The following is a 16332-nucleotide window of genomic DNA, read 5'->3' on the forward strand; positions in this document are numbered from 1 at the left end:
CTTTCAGATAATCAAAAGTTGATTGATTATTTAATTAAACATCGTGATGAAATTGTGGATATTTCAGTCCCTTATAAACGAACTGATATCAGACCTTTTTTTAATGCGAACACTTTATTGGCGTTAAGTGGCGATTGGCAATTATTAAAAGAGCGCGCACTCACGTTCTTAAATGATGAGAAAAAAGCCCGTAGCGATTTAAAGCGCATTCCCGATCATGAATTTTATGTGGCACTAGCAGATAAAAATATAAAAGGAATGCAAGAAGCTTTAGATAAATTACTCGAACTTAAGCTTGCTAAACGAGCAGCAAAAGGAACACTTTTACATTTTGATTTTTACTTGCAACCGCAAGTTTTAATGTATGCCAAAATCGCAGCAATCCACGGTTTTGATTTGGGTATTGATAGTCCTATAGCACCCAAAGAATTGATTGATATAAATCCATTAGCGGAATATAAAATTCCTTATGATTTTATGAAATCATTTGATTTTGATGCGCCCCATCAAGTTTGGGTAAATTATGTCAAACAAAGAATGGAAGAAGCGAAGCAAAAGAAAGTTGAAAATAAAAAAGGATTTTGGGCTTCATTATTTGGTCGATAGACAAGGAAAGGAATATCATGAAAGTAACTTCTGTAGAGCATTGGAGTTGGTTGCATAAAGCCTTAGTGTTAAATATTTAGAGATGATATGAGTCCAAAAGTTAGAAGATATATTGAAGTATATAGTAATGAAACAGATGAGTTGCTTTATTCTTATAAAATAACAATTCCTGATCATCTAGTTATTGAGATAGTTTCACCTGATGAGGATGATGAATTTGCATTTTTTTCATATATTCTGACTCAGGAAAAAGTTATTTCTCTAGGCGGTAAACATATTATAGATGAATATCATAACAAAGATGTTGGATATTATGTTGCCTGTTATCAAGCATAGGATATAGATACCAAATAAAAGTGCGGTCAAAAACACAAGTGATTTTGACCGCACTTTATTATTGGCTATAAGGGATTATTCCGCGTCTTCTTTTGCCCATTCTAATGAGCGTTTAACTGCTTTTTTCCAACCTTTATAACGACGTTCACGTTTTTCTTCATCGTTATCTGGTGTGAAGGTACGTTCTACACGTGCTTTGTCGTGAAGCTCGTCTAAATCTTTCCAGAAACCAACCGCAAGACCAGCAAGATAAGCTGCACCAAGTGCGGTTACTTCTTTCACCACTGGACGTTCAACATTCACATCTAAAATATCTGCTTGGAATTGCATTAAGAAGTTGTTGTTGGTTGCACCGCCATCAACACGTAAATATTGTAAGCGTTGTCCAGAGTCAGATTGCATTGCTTCTAATACGTCACGGGTTTGGTAAGCGATAGATTCAAGGGTTGCGCGTACAATATGGTTACGGTTAGAACCGCGAGAAAGACCGAAAATTGCCCCACGGGCATACGGATCCCAATAAGGCGCGCCTAAACCAGTGAATGCTGGTACGACATATACTCCGTTGCTATCTGGGACTTTTTGTGCGAAGTATTCGGAGTCGTGGCTGTCATGAACGATTTTGAGTTCATCACGTAACCATTGGATTGAAGCGCCCGCAATAAATACCGAACCTTCAAGTGCGTATTCTGGTTCACCTTTAGCGTTACAAGCGATAGTGGTTAATAGACCATTTTTAGAGGTAATCGCTTTATCACCGGTGTGTAGCAACATAAAGCAGCCTGTACCATAGGTATTTTTCGCTTGACCTGCGCGGGTGCAAAGGTGGCCGTAAAGTGCCGCTTGTTGGTCACCCGCAATACCCGCAACAGGAATACGTACGCCGCCTTTACCCCCGATGTTGGTTTGGCCATACACTTCGGATGAATTGCGTACTTCAGGTAGCATAGAGCGTGGAATATTTAATAATTCCAACATTTTGTCATCCCATTTTTTCGTATGGATGTTAAATAACATGGTACGGGATGCGTTGGTGTAATCCGTTACGTGAACACGGCCTTGGGTTAATTTCCATACAAGCCAGGTATCCACGGTACCAAATAGAAGTTCACCGCGTTCCGCTTTTTCGCGCGCGCCTTCTACATTGTCCAAAATCCATTTCACTTTGGTACCTGAGAAATAGGGGTCTACCACTAAACCTGTGGTGTTGCGGATATATTCTTCATGACCATCCGCTTTAAGTTTGTCTGTAATATCTGCAGTACGACGACATTGCCACACAATCGCGTTATAAACCGGTGTGCCGGTTTCTTTTTCCCACACAATGGTGGTTTCACGTTGGTTAGTAATACCAATTGCCGCGATTTCGTCAGAGGTAATGCCTGCTTTTGCAACTACTTCGTTTAATGTTGAACTTTGTGTTGCCCAAATTTCCATTGGATTATGTTCCACCCAGCCTGCGCGTGGATAAATTTGTGTAAATTCACGTTGGGCGATTTCGACAACATTCGCATTGTGATCTAATAATACTGCACGAGAGCTTGTGGTACCTTGGTCCAAAGCGATGATGTATTTTTTGTCTGTCATGGTTCTATTCCTTAGAGTGCTTGGCACTCGTTAAATGAATGAAGAAATTTTGAGCTTAAACGAACAAATTGCGCGCCTAACTTAATTGAATTCGAACTTAATTGGAATAAGCAATGTTTGGTTTTGTGATAAGTATCACAGATTTTTTTATTAAAATATGTAAACGATTGCGTTAACGCACAAAATAATGTGATCTTTGTCGCATTTTTAGAAAATAGATCGATTTCATCTATTGAATTAATTGGTTAAAACTAGATAATGGCGCCACTCACTTTGAGTATCTCAATATTTGATCAAACAACGAAACGAATTGCAAAGCAAGATTTCTTTAATGAAATCATTAAGTTAATCATTATTTGGAGATTCTCTTATGAATGCCTATTTTGCAGAATTTTTTGGCACAGCACTCTTAATCCTGTTAGGTAACGGTGTGGTAGCCAACGTATGTTTAAATAAAACGAAAGGGCAAAGTTCTGGTTGGATTGTGATTACTACCGCGTGGGCATTTGCGGTGTATGTGGCCGTTGTTGTGACAGGCCCTTACAGTGGGGCGCACTTAAATCCAGCGGTAACACTTGGTGTGGCAATGAAAGGTGCATTTGCTTGGGAACTGGTACCAGGCTACATCGCGGCACAAGTTGTGGGGGGCATGGTAGGTGCATTGTTGGTTTACATTATGTATAAAGATCACTTTGCAGCGACCGAAGAAGAGGGCTTAAAACGCGCTTGTTTCTGTACTGAACCAGCAATTCGTAACTATCCAATCAACTTAGTAAACGAAATCGTTGGTACCTTCGTGCTTGTTTTCGTGATTTTCTATCTTGCGGGAGCAAATATCACTTTACCTGGCACAGCAGAAAGCACACCAATTGGTTTAGGTTCAATTGGGGCATTACCAGTAGCCATTCTAGTTTGGGCAATTGGTTTGAGCTTAGGTGGAACAACCGGTTCTGCGAACAATCCAGCTCGAGATCTTGGTCCGCGTTTAACCTTAGGTCTTTTCCTGGGGGGGACATTAAAAACTAAAGCTGACTGGGGATACAGTTGGGTTCCAGTTGTAGGTCCATTTATCGGTGCGGCTTTAGCAACAGTATTCTATAATGCCATTATGTAATTTATTCAAATAGAAAGAGCGGTCAAAATTCATGATGTTTTTTGACCGCTCTTTTTATATTTAGGGGGTTGATTAAATACAATAATCTTCGAATTCCATTGGCATTTTAGCTTGCAATAAGAATTGTTTGGTGCGTTCTTGCTGTGGATGACTGAAGAATTCAGCCGCGGTATTTTGTTCAACTACCTGACCATTTTCCATGAGAATCACGCGATCTGCCACATCTTTGGCAAAATTCAATTCATGGGTGACGATAATCATTGTCCAACCTTCTTGTGCGAGCATTTTGAGTGCTTGTAACACTTCACCGACGAGTTCAGGGTCAAGAGCAGAAGTAGGCTCATCTAACAAGATTATATCGGGTTTAACGGCTAAAGCACGGGCGATCCCGACACGTTGCTGTTGACCACCAGAAAGTTGAGAGGGATATAAATCCGCTTTTGCTTTTAAACCAACTTTTTCCAACAATGCCAAGGCTTTTTCACGTGCAATCTCTTTAGGTTGTTTTTGCACAACCACCATCCCTTCCATCACATTTTCAAGTGCCGTGCGGTGGGGAAATAGATTGTATTGTTGGAACACCATTGAGGAACGACGACGCAATTTTAGTTCATCGGCTTTGCTGATCTTCTTGCTGAAATCAATAGTTAAGTTTCCATCGGTAAATGCTAATACTCCTTTTTCTGGGCGTTCGAGCAAATTTAAACAGCGTAAAAAAGTCGTTTTGCCTGAACCTGATGGACCCAGAATGGCAACCACTTCGCCTTTATTAATTTCAAAATCAATGCCTTTTAATACATGGTGGCCATTAAAACTTTTCTGAATATTCGTGACTTTTAACATAACCAGTCCTTATAAATGGCGAGAAAGGCGTTTTTCTAAGCGGGTTTGCCCCATTGACAGCACAAAACAGAATACCCAATAAATGAGAGCCGCTTCGCTGTAAATTAAAATAAACTCATAGTTTTCAGCCGTGATGTTTTGTGCCACACGAAATAATTCCGCAATCCAAACGAGCGAAGCGAGAGACGTATCTTTCACTGTGCTAATGAATGTGTTTGATAGCGAAGGGACGGAAATACGTAAAGCTTGCGGCATAATGGTACGCACGAAAGCTTGAGTGTAATTCATGCCTATCGCATAAGAGGCTTCCCATTGACCTTTAGGAATTGCAAGAATGGAGGCCCTCACCGTTTCTGCTGCATAAGCACCAATGTTAATGGAGAACGCAATAATTGCGGTTGGAAAAGGTTCTAGCTTGATACCAACTTCAGGTAAACCGTAGAAGATAATGAAGATCTGCACCAGCATTGGCGTGCCACGAATAATTGAAATATAGGTGCGACAAATGCCCTGCAGAATTTTGGTCATTAAATTGGGATGTGGCAATGTGCAAATCACAGCCACGATAACTGCAATGAATAAACCGCAAAAGAAGGAAATGACCGCAAGGGGGATCGTATATAAAATTGCCCCTTCCATCATAGGCCAAAACGAGCTGATTACATAATCAGCTCGTTCTGCGGTCATAAATGGAAGGCTGGCTAACCAATTATTGAGTAATGTCATCGCCAAACCATTTGATTGAAAGTTGTTTTAACGTTCCGTCTTTGCGTAGTTCTTCAAGTGCTTGGTTCACTTTTGCAATAAGCGGTTCTTCACCTTTCAAGAAAGCAAAACCGGTTGGGATTTTTTTATCACTTTCTACAGCAATTTTTAAGCCTGAGTTAGGTTGTTTTTTGAAGTAATCTAATACGGCAAGCTTATCGTTTACTGTTGCATCAACACGACCTTGTTTTACCGCCTCAAGGTTTTGCGCCAAGCTATCAACGGTCACAATAATTGCGCCATTATCACGTGCATCTTTGCTCCAGTTACTGGTTGCAGATTGTGCAGATTTTTTACCTTTTAAATCAGGGAATGATTTAATGCTATCGTTATCGGCTTTCGTCACGATTACGCCAGCAGAGTAGTTATAAGGTGCACTGTAATCATATTTTTTTAAACGTTCTGGGCTTGGGTTGGTTTGGTTAGCAATAACATCAAAGCGTTTTGCATTTAAACCTGCATACATACCGTCCCAAGCGGTTTCTTTAAATTCGACTTTCCAACCTAATTTTTGCGCTACTTTTTCGATAATTTCCACATCGAAACCGGTTAACTTGCCATCTTTGTCGTGGAAAGTAAATGGCGCGTAAGTACCTTCAGTACCGACTAATAAGGTTTTAGTTTGTTCAACGCGATCAGCAATTTCACCGGCGTTAGCAAAAGTAGAAAGGGCTAATCCTGTCGCTAAAAGTGCGGTGCTAAAAAATGATTTTTTCATAAGTATTCCTTTTTTAGATAAATAACGAAAGTGAAATGAATTATAAGAAGCGAAAAAGAAAAGAAAAGTATTATTTATTTATGAATTATTTCCTTTAGTTATATTAAATGAAAATTGTTTAATTAATAAACAAAAAAAGGTCTGTAAAAACAGACCTTAGATAGAATGAATGAAATTAATAGATTAAGCTTCAATACCTTCGAATAACGCCGTACTTAAATAACGTTCTGATGCAGAAGGTAAGATCGCGACGATTAATTTATCTTGGAATTCTGGTAGTTTTGCTAAGCGGTCAGCTGCTGCCACAGCGGCTCCAGAGGAAATACCCGCAAGAATCCCTTCTTCAGCCATTAAGCGACGAGCGGTCGCAATTGCAGTATCGCTATCTACAGTTTCCACGCGATCAATTAATGATAAATCTAAGTTTTTCGGAATGAAACCCGCACCGATACCTTGAATTTTGTGTGGACCTGGTTTCACTTCTTGACCTGCAAGGGTTTGGGTAATAACGGGTGATTCTGTTGGTTCAACTGCCACAGAGGTAATTTTTTTACCGTGATCTAATTTGATCGCACGAGAAATACCGGTAATTGTACCACCGGTACCCACACCAGCAACCACTACATCGACTTTACCTTCAGTATCTTTCCAGATTTCTTCACCAGTAGTTTGACGGTGAATGTCAGGGTTAGCCGGGTTTTCAAATTGTTTTAGAATCACATAATGATTTGGATTAGATGCCACAATTTCTTCTGCTTTAGCAATCGCACCTTTCATCCCTTTTGAGCCTTCAGTGAGCACAAGATTGACGCCTAAACCACGTAATAAACGTTTACGTTCAAGGCTCATGGTTTCAGGCATGGTTAAGGTGATTTTATAACCGCGTGCGGCAGCTACATAGGCTAAAGCGATACCGGTGTTACCACTGGTCGCATCAACAATTTCTTTACCCGCCGTTAAAATGCCATCTTTTTCTGCTTGCCAAATCATATTGGCACCAATACGGCATTTCACGCTAAAGCTAGGGTTACGACCTTCAATTTTTACCACAACGTTACCATTGTGTCCGAAATGTTTTAAACGAACTAATGGCGTATTACCGATTGAGTATGAGTTATCTGCATAAATTGTCATTTTACTGTCCTTTTATATTTGGGAATTATTTGATGCAATAGTTATAACACCAGCTTTTAAATTCAAAAAATAGTTAATAGCTATATTTTATAACTAAATGCTATTTATTCACGATGCTGTTTCCCGAAGGTTTAATTTCCGTACTTGTGGAGCGTGTCACAATTTGTGTTGAACCCGAAGTGCGGTCAAAATTCATATCAAATTTTAACTGTGAGCGATAATTTTCGACCCACATTACGGTCGCGCCACAGACTGCAACGGGAATAACGACTAAATTCACAATCGGTAATGCGGTACAAAGAGTGATTAATGCTCCGAATGTCAGGCTTTGTGTGCGTCTTTCGCCTAATGCATTTTTCATGATGCCAAAGGAAATCTTGTGGTTATCAAACGGATAGTCACAATATTGAATTGCCATCATCCAACAGGTAAATAAGAATGTCAGCACAGGAATAATGGTTTGTCCGATAACAGGGATAAAACTCAATAAGAACAAGCCTACAAATTTCGGTAAGCTGTACCATAGTTTTTGCCATTCACGATTTAGCATACGCGGCACATCTTTCATGATTTCAGCAAAACCATCATCATTAACAGCTTCGCCAGTCAGCATTTTTTCGACTTTTTCTGCTAATAATCCATTAAACGGTGCGGCAATAAAGCCTGAAAGCGTTGTAAAGGCAAAATAGAAAAATAAGAGAATCGAGCCGATAGACAGTACAAGCAAAATCACACTTAAAAAGCTTAACCAATCAGGAATAAAGCTCATTACCCAGTCAATCATCGTGGAGATTTGTGAGACAAATAGCCAGAATAAGCCTGTAAGCAGAACGATGTTAAGTAAAATCGGCATAATCACAAAACGGCGGAGACCTTTTTGCGTAATAAAATGCCAACCCATTACGAAATGATTGAAAGCAGATTTTATTTCATTTTGATCGATCATCATTGTTCCTTTAAATTGAAAAGTAAAAAATACAAAATGTCACAGAAAGACAATATTTTTTGAGAAAGATTCCATCTCATCCCTTTTAATCTCTTGTTTGCTTTCCTATTTTTTCACCTGTGGAAATGTGATAGGATTAGCAAAAATCATTGCGTTAAGGAGCAACAAGAATGGACTTAAATACCATTTTGATTATTTTAGGGGTAATTGCTTTAATTGCCTTAGTGGTACACGGATTATGGTCAAATCGCCGTGAGAAATCAAAATATTTTAAAAGTGCGAATACATTTAACCGCACTTCTAAAAACGGTGAGGTCAATCCTTTTTCGCAAGCTGCTGATCCTAATGCGGATATTCGTTTAACACATCGTGCTCAAGCGGCGCAGCCAGTACAACAACATGTTCAACCTAAAGTGGCACCGCAGGCGGCAAACCAACAGCAATTTAATTTTGATGAGCAACGAGCTCAAGTGGATGCGCGTCAAATAGAAAAAAGCGTGGATGATATTAAAATCTCTTTACCAAATCAGCCGGTTTATGAGATGAATACTACGCAACCTGCTCCAGCGCCAGCTCCACAACCTGAACCCGTGGTTTATCCTGAAACGAATGTACAACCAAAACCGCGTGTAGCAGAAATGACAATTGAAGAATTAGAAGCACAAAGCAATGATTTTGACGGTGTGAATTCTTCTTCGCCAGAATTGCGTGAGCAATTAGCCGAGATGTCATTAAATCCAACTCAAGAACCTACTCATGAGAACGTGCATTTTAACTATCACGAACCAGTAGAAGTGGAAAAACCAAAACAAACCACTGGCTTTGTTCAACTTTATGTGATTTCAAATCAAAATCGTGAATTTTATGGTCCACAATTATCTCAATCTTTAGAAAACCTCGGTTTTATTTTTGGCGAGCGTCAAATGTATCACCGCCACTTTGATTTAAGTGTGGCAAGCCCAGTGTTATTTAGTGTGGCGAACATTGAACAACCCGGTACGTTTGATTATTACAATATGGCCGAGTTTTCAACCATGGGTGTGGTACTCTTTATGCAGTTGCCATCTCCAGGTAATAATTTGGCGAACTTACGTATGATGATTCGCGCAGCGAAAACCATCGCAGAAGATTTAGGTGGCGTGGTGTTGACTGATCAGCAAGAGATTTTTGATGATGTAGCTGAGCAGGATTACTTATCTCGCATCGCATAAAACGCACGAAAAAATAACCGCACTTTGGGCGAGCCGATGGTTCGCCCATTTTAATTCAATGAGTAAACCGTTAGAGAACATTATGAGCCTTCAGCAACAAATTGATACATTACGTCAGGATCTTCGTCGTTATGAATATGAATATCACGTGTTGGATAATCCAACCATTCCTGATGCAGAATATGACCGTTTATTTCACCAACTTAAAGCCTTAGAAGCCGCCTATCCGGAACTCATTACGGCAGATTCACCTACTCAACGTGTGGGCGCAAAACCGCTGTCAGGCTTTGCTCAGATTCGTCATGAAATTCCAATGCTTTCTTTGGATAATGCTTTCTCAGACGAGGAATTTTATGCATTCGTAAAACGTATTGAAGATCGTCTTATTCGTTTACCTGACCCGCTTACTTTTTGTTGTGAACCGAAATTAGATGGTTTAGCGGTGAGTATTTTGTATGTGAATGGCGTACTGACTCAAGCCGCGACCCGTGGTGATGGGACAACAGGGGAAGATATTACTGCCAATATTCGTACGATTCGAAATATTCCTTTGCAGCTTTTAATGGACAATCCGCCTACACGTTTAGAAGTGCGTGGTGAAGTATTTATGCCACACGCAGGCTTTGAGCGTTTAAATCAACAGGCTCTAGAGAAAGGTGAGAAAACTTTTGCTAACCCACGTAATGCAGCAGCGGGATCGTTGCGCCAGCTTGATCCTAAAATTACGAGTAAACGTCCATTGGTATTGAATGCTTATGGTATTGGTATTGCGGAAGGGGTAGATTTGCCGAATACGCATTATGATCGTTTGCAATGGCTGAAGTCTATTGGGATTCCGGTAAACCCAGAAATCCGTTTATGTAACGGCACAGATGAAGTGTTGGATTTTTATCGTGATATTCAAAATAAACGCAGTTCTCTTGGCTACGATATTGATGGCACCGTGCTGAAAATCAATGATATTGCGTTACAAGAGAAATTAGGTTTTATTTCTAAAGCGCCGCGTTGGGCGATTGCTTATAAATTCCCTGCGCAAGAAGAATTAACTCGCTTAAATGACGTGGAATTCCAAGTAGGCAGAACGGGGGCGATTACACCTGTTGCCAAATTAGAACCTGTATTCGTGGCAGGTGTCACGGTGAGTAATGCCACATTACATAACGGCGATGAAATTGAACGCTTGGATATTGCCATTGGCGATACGGTAGTGATTCGTCGTGCGGGAGATGTGATCCCACAAATTATTGGCGTATTACACGACCGTCGCCCAGCAGATGCGAGACCGATTGTTTTCCCTGAGACTTGTCCTGTATGTGATTCAGCAATTGTTCGTATTGAAGGCGAAGCGGTAGCACGTTGTACAGGCGGTTTGTTCTGTGCAGCACAGCGTAAAGAAGCGCTTAAACATTTCGTTTCTCGCAAGGCCATGGATATTGATGGCGTAGGGGGCAAATTAATCGAGCAGTTGGTGGATCGTGAATTAATTCATACGCCAGCCGATTTATTCAAGTTAGATTTAACCACATTGACTCGTTTAGAAAGAATGGGCGCAAAATCAGCTGAAAATGCCTTAGCGAGCCTTGAAAAAGCAAAACATACGACGTTAGCACGTTTTATTTTCGCCTTAGGGATTCGTGAAGTGGGAGAAGCTACAGCATTGAATTTAGCCAATCATTTTAAAACCCTGGAAGCCTTGCAAAATGCAGATTTAGAGGCCTTACAGCAAGTGCCAGATGTGGGAGAGGTGGTAGCAAATCGTATTTTGGCGTTTTGGCATGAACCACATAATGTCGCGGTGGTGAATGATTTAATCGCTCAAGGCGTACATTGGGAAACCGTGGAAACCAAAGAAGTGACAGAAAACCGCTTTAAAGGCAAAACGGTTGTGTTAACCGGAACCTTAACTCAAATGGGACGTAATGAAGCCAAAGCCTTATTACAAGACATGGGTGCGAAAGTGAGTGGATCGGTTTCAGCAAAAACAGATTTTGTGATTGCCGGTGATGCGGCGGGTTCTAAGCTCACAAAGGCACAAGAATTAGGTGTTACCGTTCTAACGGAAGAAGAATTTTTGGTTCAGATTTAACCGTCTCAATCGAAAAAAAACTAAAAAAATGACCGCACTTCATCTCATCTCAAGATTAAGTGCGGTTTAACTTTTCTTCTTAATAAACGATAGCGGACATTTTAAGCTCTTAATTTACTGGCTCCGCGTTCCAGTTGTTTTGCCAAGCATTCTTTTGAAGCAATAATCTGTTTACCAAAACGTTTATATAAACGTTGTTTTAATTTTGCCAACCCTTTCACTTTAGCACTTTTTTCTGCCCCAAATAACTGCTTAACATGGAGTGTCACCTGACCAATCTCTTGTAAGGCTATACCTGTTTTGGCTTTTAATTCGTTTAATTGGAACGTGATTTTTTCCTGTACATGCTGTTCCAATCGTTGCGTTAATTCTGTCGTATCGGCGGTTTCATTTTGACACAACTGTTCAAATTCGGCGATTTCTGTACTGAAATCTAGCTGTAACCCTTGTTCCAGTTCAATTAATACTGCCGTGCCGTATTCCAATTGTGATGTTAATTGCTGTTGGCTTTGAACTAATTGATTTTGAATGGCTTCACTTTGCTCAATACATTCATTTAATGACTGTTTCATTTCTGTTTGTTGCTGCATGGCAGAGGCTTTTATTGAATCAATTCGTTGTTGAATTTGCTGCATAAGATCTGACATTGTTTGTACGTTTTCCATTTTCTTCTCCTTTGGGATTTTTAACCGCACTTAAGAAAAGTGCGGTCATTTTGTTACTTATTTTTTGATGATTTGTTTCACATCCACTTCTGTTTTATTCCATTCTTTATCGACTTTACCGATAATTTGAATGTTATCTTGAGGTGCTATCGTTTCACCATTCCATGCTTTTTTGCTGACTTCAATTTGAATTTCTTTTCCACTTGCGTCTTTAAATAAGAAATCCTTTTTACCAATTTGTTTTACAATTTGTCCGTCTAAACGAACTGGAGTGTCATCATTGGCATTTAATGCATCATCAACGGTTTTTACAATAACACTTTCATCGACAAAACCTTGTTGGAGGTTGTGCTTGTGACCATCATTAAATCCTTGTGCTATTGCGGTGTTATATACGGCAACAGAAGATAATGCGATAGCTGCAACAGTAAGTAATTTTTTCATAGTTTGTTCTCCTAAATAAGATAATCATAAAGTAAGTTGAAAGCTTTGCTTTCAGATGTATTAAATCATTCAAATCTTAATCTTTTCTTAAGTGATTAACATTTTTCAGATTTATTTATCGATTGGATTGTTTGCCTTTCGATGAGTGTATTTAAACAAGAGAATCTTAAGGAAAGATTAAGAGAGGTAAAAAAATGAAAATTTTTTGAAAATAAAAAAATAGGGCGTTTAAGCCCTACTTTTATGAGAAAAATGCCTTGGAAATCTACCGCACTTTAGCCTGCTACTGCAGGTAAATAACCTGCTTGAATTAAGAATGGTACGATCATAATGATTACGCCAATTACTAAGGCTATCACTAAGGTTACGTTTCCACCGATTACACGATAAGGCAGATTGGGATTCGCTTGACGTGTTTTCCATGCTAGTCCAATAGGTAAAATTAAGCAATAGAATGCACAGAGTAAACCCGCATAGCTTAATGCGGCAATAAAACCTTCAGGATAATACAAGGCGAATGCAAGTGGTGGAGTAAATGCAGCAACAGTCAGTGTTAAACGGTTGTGTGGCAATTTGTAACGTTTAAATAAATCGCCTAAACCTTCAAATACCCCTAGCATCACACCAAGGAAAGAGGTGATTAATGCAAGTGCAGAGAACACACGCACGATTTCGCCCATGATGTGGGAGTTGGTGATTTGACGTGTGGCATTGACTAAGCCGTTAAGGGTTGGATCCGCTTGGAGTACTTGCACAAATTCATTTTGGCTTAATACACCGTGAGTCGCTAACTGCCATATCAAATAAGCGATTAGTGGAATGGCTGTGCCAATTAAAATGGCTTTACGGAATTGAGTGACACTACCATCTAAATAGCTATTTACGCTACCCATAATGATGTGGAAGCCAAAAGAGGTAAAGAAGATAGGTGCTGCAGAAATCACGAAAGCATAATCTAAAGGCAAGGCCATCAGGTTATCGACAGACACTTTTGGTAACATCATAAATAACACGAAAGCAAAGGCGATTAATTTGCCGATAAACAGAATACGAGTGGCGCCATCAACGCCTTTTGTACCCATAACCACAAAGGCACCGAGTACGACGGTAAATAAAATGATTGAAAGTTCGGAGGAAAGACTTTCAAAGCCAAAAGCCGTTGGTAAGCCAGATAATAATGAACCGCCCCCGGTGATGTAGGCCGCAGAAAGGGCATAAAGTAAAATGAGCAAGCTAAAAGTCGCTAAGACACGCCCTGTGATGCCGAAGTATTTTTCAGCGAGAGTCGCCACGCCATCATTTAAGCGATCGGCTGTTTGGTACACTTCAACAAAAAGCAAACCGCTGTAAACCAAAAGCGCCCATAAGCCGACTAGTAATAAAACGGTATAACCAAAACCAATTCCGGCAGAGGTTAATGGCATCGCGAGCATCCCGGCTCCGATGGTCGTACCGGCAATGATTAAGGCACTGCCGAATGTTTTGTTTTTTAGCATAAAATTGTCCTCCGAGTATAAAATTGAAAAATGAGGTTAAAGCTGACCGCACTTTTCTTTGTAATGATAGCGGCAAACCGAAAGATAAGAGTCATTTCCACCGATTTGGATTTGTTCCCCTTCCTTAATGACTTCACCTTGTTCATTTAAACGTAAAACGAAATTGGCTTTACGCCCACAATAACAGATTGTTTTTAATTCTTCTAGTTGATCTGCCCAAGCAAGTAAATACTTACTGCCTTCAAATAGCTCTGCCTGGAAGTCTGTCCGTAAGCCATAGCAAAGCACTGGAATCTTCAGTTTATCTACAACATCGCTTAATTGATACACTTGTTGTTTCGTTAAAAACTGGGCTTCGTCAACCAAAACACAATGAATTTTTTCTTGTTGTAAACGTTGACTCACTTCAGCAAAAAGGTCACTGGTTGACGTAAATAAATTCGCCTCTTCATGAATACCAATACGTGACGTGACTTTGCCAGCGCCAAAACGATCATCAATCGCTGCCGTATAAACCATGGTGTTCATATTGCGTTCACGATAGTTATAGGAAGACTGTAACAATGTGGTTGATTTACCCGCATTCATCGTAGAGTAGTAAAAATAGAGTTTTGCCATTATTTAATAACCCATTTCCAGAAATGATAGGCAATGAATCCTGCAACAGGTGGACAGGCTGCTAGCATAAAGGTCCCGTAAGTGGCACCGCCTCCCACTATTTTTCCTGCTTCAGCAAGAGCGTCAACAATATCACTGCTTGGCGTGGTAAAAATCCATGCGCCAATAATCGCGAGCACCAAAAAACAAGCGATACCGGCTGCACGCATGGCTCTTACTTTAATCATATTTTCCATATTTTTTCCTTAAATTGCAGGGAGTTCGGCCATTGCCCAACGAGGTTTGACATCAATGGCGAGATCGCTGTGCTGACCTTGTTTTAAACGTAAAAAGCCTGTATAGGCAATCATGGCGCCGTTATCGGTACAAAATTGAGGTTGCGGATAAAATACTTCACCACCAAGATTTTTCATCATAATGCCAAGGGTTTCACGTAATTTTTTGTTTGCACTTACGCCGCCAGCAATAACTAAACGCTTATAACCGGTTTTTTTTAAGGCACGTTTGCATTTAATTGCAAGTGTATCCACGACAGAATCTTGGAAGGCAAAGGCAATATCCGCTTTGGTTTGTTCAGTTAATTCACCTTCTTGTTTAATCGCCTGATTAATGGTGTTTGCTGCTGAGGTTTTTAAACCTGAAAAGCTAAAATCAAGTCCAGGTCGATCCGTCATTGGTCGAGGGAACACAAAGCGATCTTTTGATCCTTTTTCGGCTAAACGTGAAAGTGCCGCACCGCCAGGATAATCTAACCCTAATAATTTCGCAGTTTTATCAAAGGCTTCGCCTGCCGCATCATCAATGGATTCGCCAATGACTTCATATTTGCCTACGCCATCAACGCGCACTAATTGCGTGTGTCCACCAGAAACTAAGAGGGCAATGAATGGAAAGTGAGGTCGGTTTTCATCAAGCATTGGCGCAAGTAGATGACCTTCCATGTGGTGTACGCCAATAGCGGGCACATTCCAGGCATAAGCCAGTGAGCGCGCGATCGTTGCGCCCACTAATAATGCGCCCACTAAACCCGGACCGCTTGTATAGGCGATACCATCAATTTGATCAGCTGTTAAATTGGCTTCTTCTAATGCGGCTTTAATTAATGGCGCCGTTTTACGAATGTGATCGCGGGAAGCTAGCTCTGGTACCACACCGCCGTAATCCGCATGCAAGGCAATTTGCGTGTAGAGTTGATTGGCAATTAAGCCTTTGTCTTCATCATAAATCGCGACACCTGTTTCATCACAGGAGGTTTCGATTCCTAAAATACGCATTTTATTCTCATTTTATTAAAAAAATTGGCAAAGATTTTACCTTGTTTAGCCAGCTTAAACCAGTTCAAACGCCAAATTTTCAGCAAATAGGCGATCTTTCCTTTGCTTTTGCAGGGAAGATCGATTAGAATTGCGTCCTTTATTGAATTTGCCGTTCATTCGGCAGTAATAAAAATTTAAAATTGCAATTAAATTAAACTCATTGAGGTGATTGGCTTATGCCTGTAATTAAAGTACGTGAAAACGAATCATTCGACGTAGCTTTACGTCGTTTCAAACGCTCTTGCGAAAAAGCTGGTATTTTAGCAGAAGTTCGCGCTCGTGAATTCTATGAAAAACCAACTACAATCCGTAAACGTGAAAAAGCAACACTTGCTAAACGTCACGCTAAACGTAATGCTCGTGAAAATGCGCGCAATACCCGTTTATACTAATTTGTAGTATTTTCTAACTCGAGTTAAGACAAACCGTGAAACCTTTTGGGTATCA

Annotated in this window: 18 protein-coding genes; 6 read left to right on the forward strand and 12 right to left on the reverse strand. The window is 40.2% G+C overall.

The features are described 5' to 3' along the window. Together ADA56_RS04920 and ADA56_RS04925 are read left to right on the forward strand one after the other, a co-directional pair. Window positions 1-606 (forward strand): Imm49 family immunity protein (locus tag ADA56_RS04920; RefSeq protein ID WP_049369603.1); only part of this gene is annotated, 606 nt, incomplete at its 5' end. Window positions 607-693: 87 nt separating this feature from the next. Beyond that, complete coding sequence (locus ADA56_RS04925; RefSeq protein ID WP_049369604.1) at window positions 694-942, forward strand: DUF7683 domain-containing protein; 249 nt, start codon at window positions 694-696, stop codon at window positions 940-942. Between the two features lie 75 nt (window positions 943-1017). Here ADA56_RS04925 and glpK read toward each other — a convergent pair whose 3' ends face one another. Continuing rightward, window positions 1018-2529 carry a glycerol kinase GlpK gene (gene glpK, locus ADA56_RS04930; RefSeq protein WP_049369606.1) on the reverse strand — a complete coding sequence of 504 codons (1512 nt, stop codon included), beginning with the start codon at window positions 2527-2529 and terminating at the stop codon, window positions 1018-1020. Between the two features lie 370 nt (window positions 2530-2899). Between glpK and ADA56_RS04935 the strand changes: the two genes are divergently transcribed. Beyond that, window positions 2900-3643 (forward strand): MIP/aquaporin family protein, encoded by a 744-nt coding sequence (locus tag ADA56_RS04935; protein WP_049369609.1) that lies wholly within the window; start codon window positions 2900-2902, stop codon window positions 3641-3643. A gap of 72 nt (window positions 3644-3715) precedes the next feature. Here ADA56_RS04935 and ADA56_RS04940 read toward each other — a convergent pair whose 3' ends face one another. The 5 genes from ADA56_RS04940 to cysZ form a co-directional block, all read right to left on the reverse strand. Further along, window positions 3716-4486 (reverse strand): amino acid ABC transporter ATP-binding protein, encoded by a 771-nt coding sequence (locus ADA56_RS04940; protein WP_049369611.1) that lies wholly within the window; start codon window positions 4484-4486, stop codon window positions 3716-3718. A gap of 9 nt (window positions 4487-4495) precedes the next feature. Continuing rightward, window positions 4496-5212, reverse strand: coding sequence for an amino acid ABC transporter permease (locus ADA56_RS04945; protein ID WP_005697396.1), 717 nt, complete (start codon window positions 5210-5212; stop codon window positions 4496-4498). After that, window positions 5196-5969, reverse strand: a complete 774-nt coding sequence (locus ADA56_RS04950) for an amino acid ABC transporter substrate-binding protein (protein WP_049369613.1) — start codon at window positions 5967-5969, stop codon at window positions 5196-5198. Before ADA56_RS04950 ends, ADA56_RS04945 begins: the two co-directional genes overlap by 17 nt. A gap of 183 nt (window positions 5970-6152) precedes the next feature. Further along, complete coding sequence (gene cysK, locus ADA56_RS04955) at window positions 6153-7103, reverse strand: cysteine synthase A (protein WP_049369616.1); 951 nt, start codon at window positions 7101-7103, stop codon at window positions 6153-6155. 100 nt (window positions 7104-7203) lie between these two features. Beyond that, window positions 7204-8049, reverse strand: coding sequence for a sulfate transporter CysZ (gene cysZ / locus ADA56_RS04960; protein WP_049369619.1), 846 nt, complete (start codon window positions 8047-8049; stop codon window positions 7204-7206). Window positions 8050-8219: 170 nt separating this feature from the next. Between cysZ and zipA the strand changes: the two genes are divergently transcribed. Continuing rightward, a complete protein-coding gene (gene zipA, locus ADA56_RS04965; protein WP_049369621.1) occupies window positions 8220-9260 on the forward strand; it encodes a cell division protein ZipA in 1041 nt (346 codons plus the stop codon). A gap of 82 nt (window positions 9261-9342) precedes the next feature. Next, window positions 9343-11346 (forward strand): NAD-dependent DNA ligase LigA, encoded by a 2004-nt coding sequence (gene ligA / locus ADA56_RS04970; protein ID WP_192829120.1) that lies wholly within the window; start codon window positions 9343-9345, stop codon window positions 11344-11346. 101 nt (window positions 11347-11447) lie between these two features. Here the strand turns inward: ligA and ADA56_RS04975 are convergent, their stop codons facing one another. From ADA56_RS04975 to tsaD, 6 genes are all read right to left on the reverse strand, one after another. Continuing rightward, window positions 11448-12011: a hypothetical protein gene (locus tag ADA56_RS04975; protein WP_049369623.1), complete on the reverse strand. Its 564-nt coding sequence runs from the start codon at window positions 12009-12011 to the stop codon at window positions 11448-11450. A gap of 57 nt (window positions 12012-12068) precedes the next feature. Beyond that, window positions 12069-12455, reverse strand: coding sequence for a YgiW/YdeI family stress tolerance OB fold protein (locus ADA56_RS04980; protein WP_049369624.1), 387 nt, complete (start codon window positions 12453-12455; stop codon window positions 12069-12071). A 275-nt stretch (window positions 12456-12730) separates the two neighbouring features. Continuing rightward, window positions 12731-13951 (reverse strand): aromatic amino acid transport family protein, encoded by a 1221-nt coding sequence (locus tag ADA56_RS04985; protein ID WP_049365740.1) that lies wholly within the window; start codon window positions 13949-13951, stop codon window positions 12731-12733. Between the two features lie 36 nt (window positions 13952-13987). Next, window positions 13988-14569, reverse strand: a complete 582-nt coding sequence (locus ADA56_RS04990; protein ID WP_049365741.1) for a thymidine kinase — start codon at window positions 14567-14569, stop codon at window positions 13988-13990. After that, on the reverse strand, window positions 14569-14805 hold the full coding sequence (locus ADA56_RS04995; protein ID WP_049365742.1) for a hypothetical protein: 237 nt from the start codon (window positions 14803-14805) through the stop codon (window positions 14569-14571). The genes ADA56_RS04990 and ADA56_RS04995 overlap by 1 nt, the downstream gene beginning before the upstream one ends. Window positions 14806-14814: 9 nt before the next feature. After that, window positions 14815-15843, reverse strand: coding sequence for a tRNA (adenosine(37)-N6)-threonylcarbamoyltransferase complex transferase subunit TsaD (gene tsaD / locus ADA56_RS05000; RefSeq protein WP_049365743.1), 1029 nt, complete (start codon window positions 15841-15843; stop codon window positions 14815-14817). 218 nt (window positions 15844-16061) lie between these two features. Here tsaD and rpsU point away from each other — a divergent pair, with 218 nt between their 5' ends. Then, window positions 16062-16277, forward strand: a complete 216-nt coding sequence (gene rpsU, locus ADA56_RS05005) for a 30S ribosomal protein S21 (protein WP_005694732.1) — start codon at window positions 16062-16064, stop codon at window positions 16275-16277. Window positions 16278-16332: the final 55 nt, after the last annotated feature.

Origin of the sequence: Parahaemophilus parainfluenzae, from assembly GCF_001055095.1 — a bacterium.
Lineage (GTDB): Bacteria > Pseudomonadota > Gammaproteobacteria > Enterobacterales > Pasteurellaceae > Haemophilus_D > Haemophilus_D parainfluenzae_Z.

Coding starts and splice junctions, on each gene's coding strand:
- ADA56_RS04945 (WP_005697396.1), bottom strand. CDS start 5,212: ATGACATTACTCAATAATTGGTTAGCCAGCCTTCCATTTATGACCGCA.
- ligA (WP_192829120.1), top strand. CDS start 9,343: ATGAGCCTTCAGCAACAAATTGATACATTACGTCAGGATCTTCGTCGT.
- tsaD (WP_049365743.1), bottom strand. CDS start 15,843: ATGCGTATTTTAGGAATCGAAACCTCCTGTGATGAAACAGGTGTCGCG.
- ADA56_RS04980 (WP_049369624.1), bottom strand. CDS start 12,455: ATGAAAAAATTACTTACTGTTGCAGCTATCGCATTATCTTCTGTTGCC.
- rpsU (WP_005694732.1), top strand. CDS start 16,062: ATGCCTGTAATTAAAGTACGTGAAAACGAATCATTCGACGTAGCTTTA.
- ADA56_RS04990 (WP_049365741.1), bottom strand. CDS start 14,569: ATGGCAAAACTCTATTTTTACTACTCTACGATGAATGCGGGTAAATCA.
- ADA56_RS04985 (WP_049365740.1), bottom strand. CDS start 13,951: ATGCTAAAAAACAAAACATTCGGCAGTGCCTTAATCATTGCCGGTACG.
- ADA56_RS04925 (WP_049369604.1), top strand. CDS start 694: ATGAGTCCAAAAGTTAGAAGATATATTGAAGTATATAGTAATGAAACA.
- ADA56_RS04995 (WP_049365742.1), bottom strand. CDS start 14,805: ATGGAAAATATGATTAAAGTAAGAGCCATGCGTGCAGCCGGTATCGCT.
- cysK (WP_049369616.1), bottom strand. CDS start 7,103: ATGACAATTTATGCAGATAACTCATACTCAATCGGTAATACGCCATTA.
- ADA56_RS04940 (WP_049369611.1), bottom strand. CDS start 4,486: ATGTTAAAAGTCACGAATATTCAGAAAAGTTTTAATGGCCACCATGTA.
- glpK (WP_049369606.1), bottom strand. CDS start 2,529: ATGACAGACAAAAAATACATCATCGCTTTGGACCAAGGTACCACAAGC.
- cysZ (WP_049369619.1), bottom strand. CDS start 8,049: ATGATCGATCAAAATGAAATAAAATCTGCTTTCAATCATTTCGTAATG.
- ADA56_RS04975 (WP_049369623.1), bottom strand. CDS start 12,011: ATGGAAAACGTACAAACAATGTCAGATCTTATGCAGCAAATTCAACAA.
- zipA (WP_049369621.1), top strand. CDS start 8,220: ATGGACTTAAATACCATTTTGATTATTTTAGGGGTAATTGCTTTAATT.
- ADA56_RS04950 (WP_049369613.1), bottom strand. CDS start 5,969: ATGAAAAAATCATTTTTTAGCACCGCACTTTTAGCGACAGGATTAGCC.
- ADA56_RS04935 (WP_049369609.1), top strand. CDS start 2,900: ATGAATGCCTATTTTGCAGAATTTTTTGGCACAGCACTCTTAATCCTG.